This is a genomic window from Pseudomonas sp. D3-27 (assembly GCF_051132165.1).
Classification (GTDB): Bacteria; Pseudomonadota; Gammaproteobacteria; order Pseudomonadales; family Pseudomonadaceae; genus Aquipseudomonas.
In genome coordinates this window covers 1280982-1296813 of the sequence record NZ_CP071667.1, presented here as the reverse complement: position 1 = coordinate 1296813, position 15832 = coordinate 1280982, and the positions used below count along the sequence as shown (strand labels likewise).

Sequence of the window (15832 nt, the reverse complement as noted above, 5' to 3'; positions counted from 1 at the left end):
AATCCTATGCCGGAAACTGAATAATCCAGCCGAAAGCAAAACATTATTGCCATATAGGGATAATCAGCCATGTCAGACAACCGCTGGGAAGGCATCGATGAGTTCGTGGCTGTGGCCGAATGCAGCCAGTTCACCGCCGCAGCCGAACGTCTCGGTGTGTCGTCTTCCCATATCAGTCGACAAATCGTACGGCTTGAGGAGCGCCTGCAGACACGCTTGCTTTATCGAAGCACCCGTCGGGTAACGCTGACCGAAGCCGGGCAGACCTTCTTGCAGCATTGCCAGCGCTTGCAGGATGGGCGCGAGGAAGCATTGCGGGCCGTCGGTGATCTTGCCAGCGAACCCAAGGGCATGCTGCGCCTGACCTGTGCCGTTGCCTACGGTGAACGGTTCATCGTGCCATTGGTGACGCGGTTCATGGGGATCTATCCACAGTTACGGGTGGACATCGAGCTGAGCAATCGCGCGCTGGACCTGGTGCATGAAGGCCTGGACCTGGCGATTCGCCTCGGCCGCTTGCAGGACTCACGGCTGGTAGCCACGCGCCTGGCACCGCGGCGGATGTACCTTTGCGCTTCGCCGTCCTACCTGGAACGTTATGGTCGGCCCCATAGCTTGTCGGAACTGAGCCGCCACAACTGCCTGATCGGCAGCTCCGACATCTGGCAACTGGAGCAGAACGGCCGGGAATTTTCCCAGCGGGTGCAGGGAAACTGGCGCTGCAACAGCGGGCAAGCGGTGCTGGACGCTGCGTTGCAAGGCGTGGGGTTGTGCCAGTTGCCGGATTATTATGTGCTGGAGCATCTGCACAGCGGTGCGTTGATTTCGTTGCTGGAAGCCCATCAGCCCCCAAACACGGCGGTGTGGGCGCTTTATCCGCAGCAGCGACATCTGTCGCCGAAGGTGCGCAAGTTGGTGGATTACTTGAAGGAAGGGTTGGCTGAGCGGCCGGAGTATCGGGGGTAACGCTGGTTTTATATTGCCTGATCGATTGCTATCGCGAGCAGGCTCGCTCCCACAGTGGATCTTCAGCGGATACAAACTTTGCGTACAGACAACATCCCTTGTGGGAGCGAGCCTGCTCGCGATGGCGATCCTGAAGACGCCTCCATTGCTCGCTTAACGCCGATTCGCCCACCGCTGGCGCAACCACTCAAGGTCTTCCGGCCGGGTGACCTTGATGTTATCCGCCCGCCCCTCAATCAGCCGAGGCGCTTGCCCCGCCCACTCCATGGCGGACGCTTCATCGGTTATCACGGCATCGGCCACCAGGCTGTCGGCCAGGGCCCGGTGCAAGGCGCCAAGACGGAACATCTGCGGTGTATAGGCTTGCCAGATCACGCTGCGATCGACGGTCTCCAGCACGCGGCCATGCTTGTCGGCGCGCTTGAGGGTGTCGCGAGCCGGGACGGCCAGCAGGCCACCGACCGGATCGTTCGCCAGCTCATGGAGCAACGTATCCAGGTCGACCCGGGCAAGATTGGGACGCGCAGCGTCGTGAACCAACACCCAATCGAAATCGTCGGCGCCCTGTTCATGTAAGTGCAGCAATGCATTGAGGACCGAATCCGAACGCTGCTCGCCGCCGTCCACCCGCTGGATACGGGGATCGCTGGCGCAGGCCAGGGTCGGCCAATAGGGATCGTCGTGAGCAATGCTGACCACCACGCCCTTGACGGTCGGATGATCGAGGAAACAGCCGAGGCTGTGTTCAAGAATTGTGCGTGCGCCCAGTTGAAGGTATTGCTTGGGTCGGTCCGCGGCCATGCGAGCACCAACGCCCGCGGCAGGAATCACGGCCCAGAAGGCCGGTGGACGAATGCTCATTGGGCCAACTGGTAGAGGGTTTCGCCCTCCTTGACCATGCCCAATTCATGGCGAGCCCGCTCTTCGACGGTCTCCATGCCTTTCTTCAGTTCCATCACTTCGGCGTCCATCACCCGATTGCGCTCCAGCAATGCCTCGTTTTCGGCGTGCTGGTCGGCAATCTGCTGATTCAGCTCGGCCACTTGCGCCAGGCTGCCATTGCCCACCCACAGGCGGTACTGCAGGCCGGCCAGCAACAGGAGCAAGACGAGAAACAACCAATTGGGACTGCGCATCGAATATCAGGTATCCAGTGAAAAAAGACCGCCATGCCAAACTTTGAAGCGTCTGATAGCACGAAGCCTGGAAGATCCAGGCTTGTGCTTGATAAGGCATCAGATTAGAGGCAAAACCACCGCGTTGGTAATTGTTGCGACGCAATCCGCTGTCTTTTTACCATTTACCGCTTAACCGCGAAACTCGGCGCGACCGTTGTACTTGGCCTTGCCGTTCAACTGCTCTTCGATGCGCAGCAGTTGGTTGTACTTGGAAACGCGGTCGGAGCGGCACAGCGAACCGGTCTTGATCTGGCCCGCCGCGGTGCCCACGGCCAGGTCGGCAATGGTCGAGTCTTCGGTCTCACCGGAGCGGTGGGAGATCACGGCGGTGTAGCCGGCAGCCTTGGCCATCTGGATGGCTTCCAGGGTTTCGGTCAGGGTGCCGATCTGGTTGAACTTGATCAGGATAGAGTTGGCGATCTTCTTGTCGATGCCTTCTTTCAGGATCTTGGTGTTGGTCACGAACAGGTCGTCGCCCACCAGCTGGGTTTTCTCGCCGATCTTGTCGGTGAGAATTTTCCAGCCAGCCCAGTCGGACTCGTCCAGGCCATCTTCGATGGAAATGATCGGATAGCGCTCGGTCAGGCCCTTGAGGTAGTCGGCGAACCCTTCGGCGGTGAATACCTGACCTTCGCCGGACAGGTTGTACTTGCCGTCTTCGAAGAACTCACTGGCCGCGCAGTCCAGGGCCAGGGTCACGTCGGTGCCCAGCTTGTAACCAGCGTTGGCCACGGCTTCGGAGATCACTTTCAGGGCGTCTTCGTTGGACGCCAGGTTCGGTGCGAAACCGCCTTCGTCACCCACGGCGGTGCTCAGGCCACGGGCCTTCAGCACAGCCTTGAGGTGATGGAAAATCTCGGTGCCCATGCGCAGGCCTTCGGAGAAGGACTTGGCGCCAACCGGCTGCACCATGAATTCCTGGATGTCGACGTTGTTATCGGCATGTTCGCCGCCGTTGATGATGTTCATCATTGGCACCGGCATCGAGTACACGCCTGGCGTACCGTTGAGGTTGGCAATGTGGGCGTACAAAGGCAGGTCCTGGTCCTGAGCGGCGGCTTTGGCGGCGGCCAGGGACACTGCGAGGATCGCGTTGGCGCCCAGAGTGGCTTTGTTTTCGGTGCCGTCGAGCTTGATCATGGCCTGGTCGAGGGCCTTCTGGTCGGCAGGGTCCTTGCCCAGCAACAGTTCGCGGATCGGACCGTTGATGTTGGCGACGGCTTTCAGCACGCCCTTGCCCAGGTAACGGCTCTTGTCGCCATCACGCAGCTCCAGCGCTTCGCGCGAGCCAGTGGAAGCACCGGACGGCGCGCAGGCGCTGCCGATGATGCCGTTGTCGAGAAGCACGTCCGCTTCGACAGTGGGGTTGCCACGGGAGTCGAGAACTTCACGACCTTTGATGTCGACGATTTTTGCCATTGTTGTAAACACTCCAAAGTTGACGAAAACGACGCAGCGAGAAGAAAACTTTTACGGTCGGCGGGTGTAGAGCAGCGGGCAGGCTCGCCGACGACAACGCCCGGCCCGCAGGCCAGAGCGTTGATCGAGCGGTACTTTACCGGAGAAAACCGCGTTACGCGGTTTCTATCGTCGGAAAACCCTTGACCAGCTCATCCAGCGACTTGAGCTGAGACAGGAAAGGTTCCAGCTTGTTCAAGCGCAAGGCACAAGGGCCGTCGCACTTGGCATTGTCGGGATCAGGGTGGGCTTCAAGGAACAGGCCAGCCAGAGACTGGCTCATGCCGGCCTTGGCCAGGTCGGTCACCTGGGCGCGACGACCGCCGGCGGAATCGGAGCGACCGCCGGGCATTTGCAGCGCGTGGGTCACGTCGAAGAACACCGGGTACTCGAACTGCTTCATGATGCCGAAGCCGAGCATGTCCACGACAAGGTTGTTGTAGCCGAAGCTCGAACCACGCTCGCAGAGGATCAATTGGTCATTCCCGGCCTCTTCACATTTGCTCAGGATGTGTTTCATTTCCTGGGGCGCGAGAAACTGGGCTTTCTTGATATTGATCACCGCGCCGGTCTTGGCCATCGCGACCACCAGGTCGGTCTGGCGCGACAGAAAGGCCGGCAACTGGATGATGTCGCAGACTTCGGCGACGACCGCGGCCTGGGCCGGCTCGTGGACGTCGGTGATGATCGGCACGCCGAACGCTTGCTTGATGTCCTGGAAGATCCGCATGCCTTCTTCCAGGCCGGGGCCTCGGTAGGAGGTGACCGACGAACGGTTGGCCTTGTCGAAGCTGGCCTTGAAGACGTAAGGGATACCCAGCTTCTGGGTCACCTTCACGTATTCTTCGCAGACCTGCATCGCCATGTCGCGGCTTTCCAGCACGTTCATGCCACCAAACAGCACCATGGGCTTGTCGTTGGCAATCTCGATGTCGCCGACGCGGATGATCTTCTGGGCCATCGTCTTATGCCTTTTTCTGGTGTTGAGCCAAAGCGGCTTTCACGAAACCGCTGAACAGCGGGTGACCGTCGCGCGGTGTCGAAGTGAACTCCGGGTGGAACTGGCAGGCCACGAACCATGGATGGTCGGCAGCTTCGACCACTTCGACCAGCGCGCCGTCACCGGAACGACCGGAGATCTTCAGGCCGGCTTCGATCAGTTGAGGCAGCAGGTTGTTATTCACTTCGTAGCGGTGGCGATGGCGCTCGACAATCACATCCTTGGCGTAGCAGTCGTGCACCTTGGAGCCGGCTTCGAGCAGGCATTCCTGTGCGCCGAGGCGCATGGTGCCGCCCAGGTCGGAGCTTTCGGTACGCACTTCGACGGCACCGGTGGCGTCTTCCCACTCGGTGATCAGGCCCACGACCGGGTGGCCACTGGCACGATCGAATTCGGTGGAGTTGGCGTCTTTCCAGCCCATCACGTTACGTGCAAACTCGATGACCGCCACTTGCATCCCGAGGCAGATGCCCAGGTACGGCACCTTGTTTTCACGAGCGTATTGCACCGCGGTGATCTTGCCTTCCACGCCGCGCAGGCCAAAGCCGCCCGGCACGAGGATCGCATCGGCGCCTTCGAGAAGGCCGGTGCCCTGGTTCTCGATGTCTTCGGAGTCGATGTAGCGCAGGTTGACCTTGGTGCGGTTGCTGATGCCGGCATGACTCATCGCCTCGATCAGCGACTTGTAGGCGTCCAGCAGCTCCATGTACTTGCCGACCATGGCGATGGTGACTTCGTGTTCCGGGTTGAGCTTGGCATCGACCACGGCCTCCCACTCAGACAGGTCCGCGCTGGCGCATTGCAGGCCGAAGCGCTCGACGACGAAATCATCGAGGCCCTGGGAGTGCAGGATGCCCGGGATCTTGTAGATGGTGTCGGCGTCTTCCAGGCCGATGACCGCGCGTTCTTCCACGTTGGTGAACTGGGCGATCTTGCGACGCGAGGACATATCGATCGGGTGATCGGAGCGGCATACCAGCACGTCCGGCTGCAAGCCGATGGAACGCAGTTCCTTGACCGAGTGCTGGGTTGGCTTGGTCTTGGTTTCGCCGGCCGTGGCGATGTACGGCACCAGCGTCAGGTGCATCAGCATCGCGCGCTTGGCACCGATTTCGAAACGCAACTGGCGGATGGCTTCGAGGAACGGCTGGGACTCGATGTCGCCCACGGTACCGCCGATCTCTACCATCGCCACGTCCGCGTCGCCGGCGCCCTTGATGATGCGGCGCTTGATTTCGTCGGTGATGTGCGGGATGACCTGGATGGTCGCGCCCAGGTAGTCACCACGGCGTTCCTTGCGCAGCACGTGCTCGTAGACACGGCCGGTGGTGAAGTTGTTGTTCTGAGTCATGGTCGTGCGGATGAACCGCTCGTAGTGGCCCAGGTCCAGGTCGGTCTCGGCGCCGTCATGGGTAACGAACACTTCACCGTGCTGGAACGGGCTCATGGTGCCCGGGTCGACGTTGATGTACGGGTCCAGCTTGAGCATGGTGACCTTAAGTCCCCGCGCCTCCAGGATGGCCGCCAATGAAGCCGAGGCAATGCCTTTCCCCAATGAAGAAACAACACCGCCCGTGACGAATATGTAGCGCGTCATGAAAAACCCTAGAAGTCTGCGTTAAAGCGGTCCGAGCCGCCGGGGAAAGCGAAGGAAGGCCGAAGCCCCCGATCACCTGCATTAATCACAGTGCACCTTTCAAAAAAACCGCCGCGTCGGGACAGACCGGAGGTGAAATCACCGGTACGTTGCTCGCTACACATTTTTTGGAATCGCCCAGCAAAGACTGCTTGGTAATCGGCAACTCCTGCAATTCAGGCGAATCCACAGAAGTTGTATCAAGAAGGGAGCGTAGTCTACCGGAAAGCCCCTTTCAGCTCAAACCCAGATCTTCCTTTCATGGCTGCCAAATGAGTTGCCAACGGTCACTGGCGTCCCGATCGAACCCCTTCAGATTGGCCAACCCCAGCAATTGCTCGCCCCGGTACAGGAGCGGCAAACGGCCACGGACGAACGCCGGCACGCTGTTTTCGTTGAGCAAACGCTTGAGGTCCCGGTGTCCACGACCCGGCAATTCCATGACTTCGCCGCCCCGGCGATAGCGAACGCAAAGCGGTCCCGGGGGGGCTTCGCCGCGCAAGCTCACCCGGCCATTGCCCGGCAAGGCCAAAGGCTGATCCACGCAAGGCCATTCAACGGGGCCTGAGACTGGCTGCAGCCAGTGGTCGGATAACCACCAGATGCGTCCGCCGGTCCGGTGTATTTCCCCATCGGCCAGTCGCCAGACAGGATGGCCATCGTCCCTGGCATCACGCAACGAGTCCCAGCCAACCCAATGGTCACTGTCGGGAAGCCGCGTGACGGGCGCCAGCCAATGACTCAACGCATTGCGTTGCCGGGCGGGGGACAGGGCCCGAAAAGATGTCATTTCAAGGGACCGCAGCCCGAGCCAATCGAAGGCATTCGGCGTGAGGGCGCACGCCAGGTCGATCTGCGCCAGCTCGTCCAGCAAGCCTTGCGCCTCGCTCAGGTGCGCGGCGCTGCGGGCCAGGGTCAGCGACGCCTGGGGCCACTGCTCGGCCAAGACTGGAAAGACCCGCTGCCGCAGGAAATTGCGGGCGTAACGATGATCGTCATTGGAGGGATCTTCAACCCAGCTCAAGCCATGCCGGCTGGCATAGGCCTCCAGTTCCGCCCGGGAGACATCGAGCAATGGCCGCAGCAAATGCCCCTGCCCCAAGGGCCGCTGCCTCGGCATCGCCGACAAGCCTCGCGCCCCGGCCCCGCGCAGCAAACGAAACAACAGGGTTTCGGCCTGGTCGTCCCGGTGTTGCGCCGTGAGCAGCACTTCGTTGTTCTGCGTCGCCGCGATGAAAGCCGTGTAACGCGCATCCCGGGCAGCGCGCTCGACACTGGCGCCGGGCCGGACCTCAACGCTGATCACTTGCAGCGGTACCCCAAGGGTCTCGCAGACCCGGCGACAATGTTCCGGCCACGCCTCGGCGACGGCCTGGAGGCCATGGTGGACATGGATGGCGCCGAGGGGCGGCAGGACCTGGCTTTTTGCCAGGGAAACGAGCAGGTGCAGCAGGACGGTGGAGTCGAGGCCACCGGAGAAGGCGATGCGCCAGGTGGACGCGTTGCGCCAGTCAGATAACTGAGCGAGAAGCCGGTTGGGCAGATCCGTGTTTGAGTTCATAGGAGTCAGCCTAGGGCATAAACAACTGTGGGAGCGAGCCTGCTTGCGATGGCGGTGTCTCAGTCAACTCAGGAGTTGAATGTTAAATCGCTATCGCGAGCAGGCTCGCTCCCACAAGGTATTGCAATCAGATCAGAGACCGTAGCTCATCAAGCGCTCATAGCGACGGGCCAGCAGCGCGTCGTTGTCAAAGGTTTTGAGCATCGACAACTGCGAGCTCAGTTCAGCGCGAATCAGCGCCGCTGCTGCGGCCGGATCGCGATGGGCGCCGCCCACTGGCTCGTTGATCACTTTATCAACGATCCCCAGGCCCTTGAGGCGCTCGGCGGTGATGCCCATGGCTTCGGCGGCATCCGGTGCCTTCTCGGCGGTTTTCCAGAGGATCGAAGCGCAACCTTCCGGCGAAATCACCGCGTAGGTGGAATATTGCAGCATGTTCAATTGGTCGCAGACACCGATGGCCAACGCACCGCCAGAACCGCCTTCGCCGATCACGGTGGCGATGATCGGGGTCTTCAGGCGCGCCATCACGCGCAGGTTCCAGGCGATTGCTTCGCTCTGGTTGCGCTCCTCAGCGTCGATGCCCGGATAGGCGCCCGGGGTGTCGATGAAGGTCAGGATCGGCATCTTGAAGCGCTCGGCCATTTCCATCAGGCGGCAAGCCTTGCGGTAGCCTTCCGGACGCGGCATGCCGAAGTTGCGACGCACCTTCTCGCGCACTTCGCGGCCCTTCTGGTGACCGATCACCATCACTGGCTGGTCGTCCAGGCGGGCGACACCACCGACAATCGCGGCGTCGTCGGAGAAATGACGGTCGCCGTGAAGCTCATCGAACTCGGTGAAGATGTGTTCAATGTAGTCCAGGGTGTAGGGACGACGCGGATGACGCGCAAGACGCGCGATCTGCCAACTGGTCAGCTTGCCGAAGATGTCTTCGGTCAGCGTGCGGCTCTTGTCCTGCAGCCGAGAGATTTCATCGCCGATATTCAGCGAATTGTCGTTACCGACCAAGCGCAACTCTTCGATCTTGGCTTGCAGGTCGGCGATCGGCTGTTCGAAATCTAGAAAATTCGGGTTCATAGGCGTCCGTCTTGGGTCGACGTCCAAGAGAGCTTGGGCCGGCCGGTTGTCTATTCGCGCCCTACCTTAAGGGAGAGGCGCGTTCAGGTCGAGATTAAAAATTCGAGTCGAGGTCAGGGGCGCTCCGGGTGCGGGAGTGGCCCCTGGCCGTCAACGGTATTGGAGGAAGACGTTGTCTTTGCCGAACTGGTCACGCAAGGCTTGAATCAACGCATCCGCCGGGTCGATCCGCCACCCCTCGCCAAACTGCAGCACGGCCTTGGCGTCGGGGCGCACGTACTCCATGGTAATCGGGCAAGCACCGCGATGACGCTTGAACAATTCACCCAACCAGCGTAGCTGATCGCCCTTCAGATCCTGGGTCTGCAACTTCAGGCGCAGGCTCTCGGCCAGGTTGGTGCGGGCATCCTCCATGCTCATTACGCGTTTGACCCGCAACCGCAGGCCGCCGGAAAAGTCATCATTGCTGACCTCCCCTTCCACCACGACCATCGCATCCGTCTGCAGCAACGACTGCGCCGAATGGAACGCGTCGGCAAACAATGACGCTTCGATACGCCCAGAGCGGTCGTCGAGGGTGATGAAGCCCATCTTGTCGCCCTTTTTGTTTTTCATTACCCGCAGGGCGATGATCATGCCGGCGACCGTTTGCGTGTCGCGTGCCGGCTTCAGGTCGATGATGCGCTGACGGGCGAAGCGGCGGATCTCGCCTTCGTATTCATCGATCGGGTGACCGGTGAGGTACAGACCCAAGGTGTCTTTCTCGCCCTTGAGGCGCTCCTTGAGGGTCAGCTCCTTGGCCTTGCGATGATTGGCATACACATCGGCGTCTTCCTCGACGAACAACCCGCCAAACAGGTCGGCGTGGCCGCTGTCGTGGGTGCGGGCCGTCTGTTCGGCGGCCTTGATCGCTTCTTCCATCGCCGCCAGCAACACCGCGCGGTTGCGGTCGATGTTGGCCTGGTAGGCCTTGGGCTCGTCATGGAAGTACGGGCCCAAACGGTCCAGGGCGCCACTGCGGATCAGCCCGTCGAGGGTACGCTTGTTGATACGTTTGAGGTCGACCCGGGCGCAGAAATCGAACAGGTCCTTGAAGGGCCCGTCCTGGCGCGCTTCGGTGATCGCCTCCACCGGGCCTTCGCCCACGCCCTTGATCGCGCCGAGGCCGTAGATGATGCGGCCTTCGTCGTTCACCGTGAACTTGAACTCCGAAGCGTTCACGTCCGGCGCGTCGAGGCGCAGCTTCATGGTCCGCACTTCTTCGATCAAGGTCACGACCTTGTCGGTGTTGTGCATATCCGCCGAGAGCACCGCCGCCATGAACGGCGCCGGGTAGTGTGCTTTCAACCATGCCGTCTGGTACGACACCAGGCCATAGGCGGCGGAGTGGGATTTGTTGAAGCCATAGCCGGCGAATTTTTCCACCAGGTCGAAGATGTTGCCCGCCAGGTCCGCATCGATGCCGTTGTTTGCACAACCTTCGATGAAACCGCCGCGTTGTTTGGCCATCTCCTCGGGCTTTTTCTTACCCATCGCTCGACGCAGCATATCCGCGCCGCCGAGGGTGTAGCCGGCCATCACCTGGGCAATCTGCATCACCTGTTCCTGATACAGGATGATGCCGTAGGTCGGTGCCAGTACTGGCTTGAGGCCCTCGTACTGGTAGTCGGGGTGCGGATAGGCCAGCTCGGCGCGCCCGTGCTTACGGTTGATGAAGTCGTCCACCATGCCCGATTGCAGCGGGCCCGGACGGAACAGGGCCACCAGTGCGATCAAGTCTTCCAGGCAGTCGGGCTTGAGCTTCTTGATCAGCTCCTTCATGCCTCGGGATTCAAGCTGGAACACCGCCGTGGTTTCAGCTTTCTGCAACAGGCTGTAGGTCGGCTTGTCGTCAAGCGGAATGAAGGCAATGTCCAGCGGCTCTTCGCCGACCTTGGCCCGGTCGCGGTTGATGGTCTTGAGCGCCCAGTCGATGATGGTCAGGGTCCGCAGGCCAAGGAAGTCGAACTTCACCAGGCCCGCCGCCTCGACGTCATCCTTGTCGAACTGGGTGACCAGGCCGTCGCCCTCTTCATCGCAATAGATCGGCGAAAAGTCGGTCAGCTTGGTCGGCGCGATCACCACGCCACCGGCGTGCTTGCCGACGTTACGCACCACGCCTTCGAGCTTGCGGGCCATCTCCCAGATTTCCGCGGCCTCTTCGTCGACCTTGATGAAGTCCCGCAGGATTTCTTCCTGCTCGTAGGCTTTTTCCAGGGTCATGCCGACTTCGAAGGGGATCATCTTCGACAGGCGATCCGCCAGGCCGTAGGACTTGCCCTGCACCCGCGCCACGTCGCGCACCACAGCCTTGGCGGCCATGGAACCGAAAGTGATGATCTGGCTCACTGCGTTGCGGCCGTATTTTTCGGCCACGTAGTCGATCACCCGGTCGCGACCGTCCATGCAGAAGTCGACGTCGAAGTCGGGCATGGAAACCCGTTCCGGGTTGAGGAAACGTTCGAACAGCAGGTCATATTCCAGCGGGTCGAGGTCGGTGATCTTCTGCACGTAGGCCACCAGCGACCCGGCGCCCGACCCCCGGCCAGGGCCTACCGGCACGCCGTTGCTCTTGGCCCACTGGATGAAGTCCATCACAATCAGGAAGTAACCGGGGAACCCCATCTGGATGATGATATCCAGTTCGAAATTCAACCGATCGACATAGACCTGGCGCTTGGCTTCGTAATCTTCGGTGGTGTCCTTGGGCAAAAGGACGCTCAGCCGTTCTTCGAGGCCGTCGAACGAGACCTTGCGGAAATATTCATCGATGGTCATGCCATCGGGAATCGGGAAGTTGGGCAAAAAGTGCTTGCCCAGCTTCACTTCGATGTTGCAGCGCTTGGCGATCTCGACGGTGTTTTCCAGCGCTTCGGGCAGGTCGCTGAACAACTCGGCCATTTCCTCGGCGCTCTTGAGGTACTGCTGGTCGCTGTAGTTCTTCGGCCGACGCGGGTCGTCGAGGGCGCGGCCCTCGCCGATGCAGACGCGGGTCTCGTGGGCCTCGAAATCTTCTTGCTTGATAAACCGCACGTCGTTGGTCGCCACCAGCGGCGCACCGAGCTTGTCGGCCAGGGCCACGGCGGCGTGCAGGTGCTCTTCGTCATTGGGACGGCTGGTGCGCTGCACTTCGATGTAGAAGCGATCCGGGAACACCGCCATCCAGTCGCGAGCGAGCTGCTCGGCTTCTTCGGTATTGCCGCTGAGCAGGGCCAGGCCGATCTCGCCCTCCTTGGCCGCCGACAGCATGATCAACCCTTCGCTGGCCTCGGCCACCCATTCGCGCTCGATGATGATCGAGCCGTTGCGCTGGCCGTCGATAAAGCCGCGGGAAATCAGCTCGGTGAGGTTGCGGTAGCCCACGGCATTCATCACCAGCAGGCTGATACGGCTCAGCGGCGCATCCGGGTCCTTGCTCGCCAGCCACAGGTCGGCGCCGCAGATCGGCTTGATCCCGGCGCCCATGGCGTTCTTGTAGAACTTGACCAGCGAGCACATGTTGTTCTGGTCGGTAACCGCCACGGCAGGCATGTTCATGCCCACCAGGGTCTTGACCAGGGGCTTGATCCGCACCAGACCGTCGACCAGGGAATATTCAGTGTGCAGGCGTAGATGAACGAATGAAGCCGGCATAGTGATCCTGCGTTAAGTCATGAAAACAACAAGGCCCGGATTGTACCGGGCCTTGGGTAAAACATCAGCCATGTGTATCCCGTCAGGCAAATGCGCACACTACTTTTGTGGCGAGGGGATTTATCCCCGCTGGGCTGCGAAGCGGCCCCAAAAGCCCATCAGGCAACGGGTTGTCAGCTAAAGGACCGCTTCGCGCTCCAGCGGGGATAAATCCCCTCGCCACAAATCCACATTCGCCTTTATGTAATGGGAGCCTGATTACTCACGATCAGCCCACCACGCGCCTCATAAGCCAGCCGAACCGGCGCGAACGAACGCCTGTGGATCGGCGTCGGCCCAAGGCGTGCCAGGGCTTCCAGATGCACCGGGGTCGGATAACCCTTGTGGCTGCCAATCCCGTAGCCGGGGTAGATCAATTCGAACGCGGCCATTTCCCGGTCGCGGCTGACCTTGGCCAGGATCGAGGCGGCTGCGATGGCCGGAACCTTGCCGTCGCCCTGGATGACCGCCTCGGCGCGCATCGACAGTTTCGGACAGCGATTGCCGTCGATCATCGCCAGCTTCGGCGTGACATGCAGCCCGTGCACCGCACGCTGCATGGCGAGCATGGTGGCGTGCAGGATATTGAGTTCATCGATTTCTTCGACTTCGGCCCGGGCGATGCACCAACTCAAGGCTTTCTCACAGATTTCGTCATAAAGCTTTTCGCGACGGGCCTCGGTGAGTTTCTTCGAGTCATCGAGACCCAGAATCGGCCGTGTCGGATCGAGAATCACCGCCGCCGTGACCACCGCGCCGCACAACGGGCCGCGTCCTACTTCATCGACACCGGCGACAAGCTGTTCCACCTCGGCGACCAGGTTGAAATCCAGGCCCATCTGCAGCTTTACGTTGCTCATTGTTTCTTGCCGATCAGGGTCAATACAGCCTCCGCAGCCTGGTTGGACGCATCGCGTCGCAAGGTGCGGTGGATTTCGTCAAAGCCCCGGGTCTGTTCCTCGCCGCCGTCGATCAGGGGCAACAGCGTATTGGCCAGCGACTCGGCGGTTGCGTCGTCCTGAAGCAGCTCGGGTACCAGCAAGCGCTGGGCCAGAAGATTCGGCAAGGAAACGTAAGGGCTCTTGACCATGCGCTTGAGAATCCAGAACGTCAGCGGCGCCAAACGATACGCGACCACCATTGGGCGTTTGTATAACAACGCCTCAAGGGTAGCAGTGCCAGAGGCAATCAACACGGCATCGCAGGCGGCCAGCGCTTGGTGGGACTGACCGTCGAGCAGCATCACCGGCAAATCGCGCCCGGCCAGCAAGGCTTCAAGCTGGCCGCGCCGCTGCGGGCTGGCACAAGGAAGAACAAACCTGACATCGGGACGCATCGTCCGCATCCGTTCGGCGGCGTCGAAGAACAACCCGCCCAGGCGATTGACCTCGCCGCCCCGGCTGCCAGGCATCAACGCCACCAGCGGCCCTTCCGGCAGGCCCAATGCCTGGCGAGCCGCCGCGCGGTCTGCTTCCAGGGGAATGGTATCGGCCAGGGTGTGCCCGACAAACCGCACCGGCACGCCTTTTTCTTCGTAGAAGCGCGCTTCGAATGGCAGCAGCGTGAGCATCAGGTCGCAGCCTTCGCGAATCTTCAGCACCCGCTTCTGCCGCCAGGCCCAGACGGACGGGCTGACGTAATGCACGGTCTTGATGCCAGCCTGGCGCAACTTGAGCTCGATATTGAGGGTGAAGTCCGGCGCGTCGATGCCGATGAAGACGTCCGGTTTCTCCTCGATCAGCGTCTGGATCAGTTTCTTGCGACGGGCCAGTAACTCGCGCAAGCGCCCGAGCACCTCCACCAGGCCCATGACCGACAGCCGCTCCATGGGAAAGTAGGACTCCAGGCCTTCGGCCTGCATCAACGGGCCGCCGACACCGATGAATTCGACCGCGGGATGCTGCGCCTTGAGCGCGCGCATCAAGCCGGCACCCAGGATGTCACCGGAAGCCTCTCCCGCTACCAGCGCAATACGCAGATTGGCCATGGTCAGCGGGTGATGCCGCGGGTCGAAGACTGGATGGAGTCGCGGAATGTCGCGACCTCCGGGAACTGCACTGACGCTTCGGCCAGTTCGGCGAGCGCCTGGTCGACCGTCAGGCCCTGGCGGTAGACGACCTTGTAGGCGCGGCGCAAGGCCGTGATCGCCTCTTCGCTGAAACCACGACGACGCATGCCTTCGAAGTTCATGCTGCGGGCTTCGGCCGGGTTACCGAACACCGTGACATAGGCCGGGACATCCTTGCCGATGGCGGTGCCCATGCCGGAGAAACTGTGGGCACCGATATGGCAATACTGGTGGACCAGGGTGAAACCGGACAGGATCGCCCAGTCATCCACATGCACATGGCCGGCCAACGCGGTGTTGTTGACCAGGATGCAATGGTTGCCAATGATGCTGTCGTGACCGATATGGGCATAGGCCATGATCAGGTTGTGATCGCCCAGCGTCGTTTCGGAACGGTCCTGGACGGTGCCACGGTGGATCGTCACGCCTTCGCGAATCACATTGTGATCGCCGATCACCAGGCGGGTTTCTTCACCTTTGTACTTGAGATCGGGCGTGTCCTCGCCTACCGATGAAAACTGGTAGATGCGATTGTGCCGGCCGATCCGGGTCGGGCCCTTGAGAATTACGTGGGGACCGATCACCGTGCCCTCGCCGATTTCCACACCTGCGCCGATGATTGACCAAGGGCCAACCTCGACATCGGCGGCCAGCACGGCCGACGGATCGATGATTGCGCGAGGGTCAATCAAACTCATAGCTTGCGTTCCGCGCAGATGATTTCAGCGGAGCAGACCGGCTTGCCGTCGACCGAAGCCTGGCATTCGAATTTCCAGATCTGGCGCTTGCAACTGATGAACTTGGCCTCGAGGATCAATTGATCGCCCGGGGTCACCGGCTGGCGGAAACGCAGCTTGTCGGAGCCGACGAAGTAATACAGCGTGCCATCGGCAGGCTTCACGTCGAGCATTTTGAAACCAAGGATCCCGGCAGCCTGAGCCATCGCTTCGATGATCAACACGCCCGGCATGATTGGATGCGCTGGGAAGTGGCCATTGAAGAACGGTTCGTTGATGCTGACATTCTTGTAGGCGCGAATGCGCTTGCCTTCAACATCCAGGTCCACGACCCGATCCACCAGCAGGAACGGGTAACGGTGAGGCAGGTATTCGCGAATCTCGTTGATGTCCATCATTTCGGGGGGAAGCCTATGTAAAGATTGGGAGCGCACGAT

The 15832-nt window shown here is 60.9% G+C and carries 13 protein-coding genes; 1 reads left to right on the top strand and 12 read right to left on the bottom strand.

Going from position 1 to position 15832, the window contains the following annotated elements:
- Window positions 1-69: 69 nt before the first annotated feature.
- A complete protein-coding gene (locus J3P92_RS06055) occupies window positions 70-966 on the top strand; it encodes a LysR substrate-binding domain-containing protein (protein ID WP_420764251.1) in 897 nt (298 codons plus the stop codon).
- Between the two features lie 153 nt (window positions 967-1119).
- On the opposite strand, the gene ispD is transcribed toward J3P92_RS06055, so the two are convergent.
- From ispD to fabZ, 12 genes are all read right to left on the bottom strand, one after another.
- Window positions 1120-1827, bottom strand: a complete 708-nt coding sequence (gene ispD, locus J3P92_RS06050) for a 2-C-methyl-D-erythritol 4-phosphate cytidylyltransferase (protein WP_420764250.1) — start codon at window positions 1825-1827, stop codon at window positions 1120-1122.
- Window positions 1824-2102 (bottom strand): cell division protein FtsB, encoded by a 279-nt coding sequence (gene ftsB, locus J3P92_RS06045; protein ID WP_420764249.1) that lies wholly within the window; start codon window positions 2100-2102, stop codon window positions 1824-1826. Before ftsB ends, ispD begins: the two co-directional genes overlap by 4 nt.
- Before the next feature lie 171 nt (window positions 2103-2273).
- Window positions 2274-3563, bottom strand: a complete 1290-nt coding sequence (gene eno, locus J3P92_RS06040) for a phosphopyruvate hydratase (protein WP_434650104.1) — start codon at window positions 3561-3563, stop codon at window positions 2274-2276.
- 154 nt (window positions 3564-3717) lie between these two features.
- Window positions 3718-4563 (bottom strand): 3-deoxy-8-phosphooctulonate synthase, encoded by an 846-nt coding sequence (gene kdsA, locus J3P92_RS06035; protein ID WP_122565457.1) that lies wholly within the window; start codon window positions 4561-4563, stop codon window positions 3718-3720.
- A gap of 4 nt (window positions 4564-4567) precedes the next feature.
- Complete coding sequence (locus J3P92_RS06030; protein WP_420764248.1) at window positions 4568-6199, bottom strand: CTP synthase; 1632 nt, start codon at window positions 6197-6199, stop codon at window positions 4568-4570.
- Window positions 6200-6497: 298 nt separating this feature from the next.
- Window positions 6498-7799 carry a tRNA lysidine(34) synthetase TilS gene (gene tilS / locus J3P92_RS06025; protein ID WP_434650103.1) on the bottom strand — a complete coding sequence of 434 codons (1302 nt, stop codon included), beginning with the start codon at window positions 7797-7799 and terminating at the stop codon, window positions 6498-6500.
- A gap of 132 nt (window positions 7800-7931) precedes the next feature.
- Window positions 7932-8879, bottom strand: a complete 948-nt coding sequence (locus tag J3P92_RS06020) for an acetyl-CoA carboxylase carboxyltransferase subunit alpha (protein ID WP_420764246.1) — start codon at window positions 8877-8879, stop codon at window positions 7932-7934.
- A gap of 150 nt (window positions 8880-9029) precedes the next feature.
- Window positions 9030-12551, bottom strand: coding sequence for a DNA polymerase III subunit alpha (dnaE, locus tag J3P92_RS06015; protein WP_434562539.1), 3522 nt, complete (start codon window positions 12549-12551; stop codon window positions 9030-9032).
- A 239-nt stretch (window positions 12552-12790) separates the two neighbouring features.
- Window positions 12791-13435, bottom strand: a complete 645-nt coding sequence (gene rnhB / locus J3P92_RS06010) for a ribonuclease HII (RefSeq protein WP_420764449.1) — start codon at window positions 13433-13435, stop codon at window positions 12791-12793.
- Between the two features lie 11 nt (window positions 13436-13446).
- The gene (gene lpxB / locus J3P92_RS06005; protein WP_434650102.1) at window positions 13447-14577 is read right to left on the bottom strand and encodes a lipid-A-disaccharide synthase; all 1131 of its coding nucleotides are present in this window, start codon (window positions 14575-14577) and stop codon (window positions 13447-13449) included.
- A 2-nt stretch (window positions 14578-14579) separates the two neighbouring features.
- On the bottom strand, window positions 14580-15356 hold the full coding sequence (gene lpxA / locus J3P92_RS06000; RefSeq protein WP_434650101.1) for an acyl-ACP--UDP-N-acetylglucosamine O-acyltransferase: 777 nt from the start codon (window positions 15354-15356) through the stop codon (window positions 14580-14582).
- Window positions 15353-15793, bottom strand: a complete 441-nt coding sequence (gene fabZ, locus J3P92_RS05995; RefSeq protein WP_003184897.1) for a 3-hydroxyacyl-ACP dehydratase FabZ — start codon at window positions 15791-15793, stop codon at window positions 15353-15355. Before fabZ ends, lpxA begins: the two co-directional genes overlap by 4 nt.
- Window positions 15794-15832 lie beyond the last annotated feature (39 nt).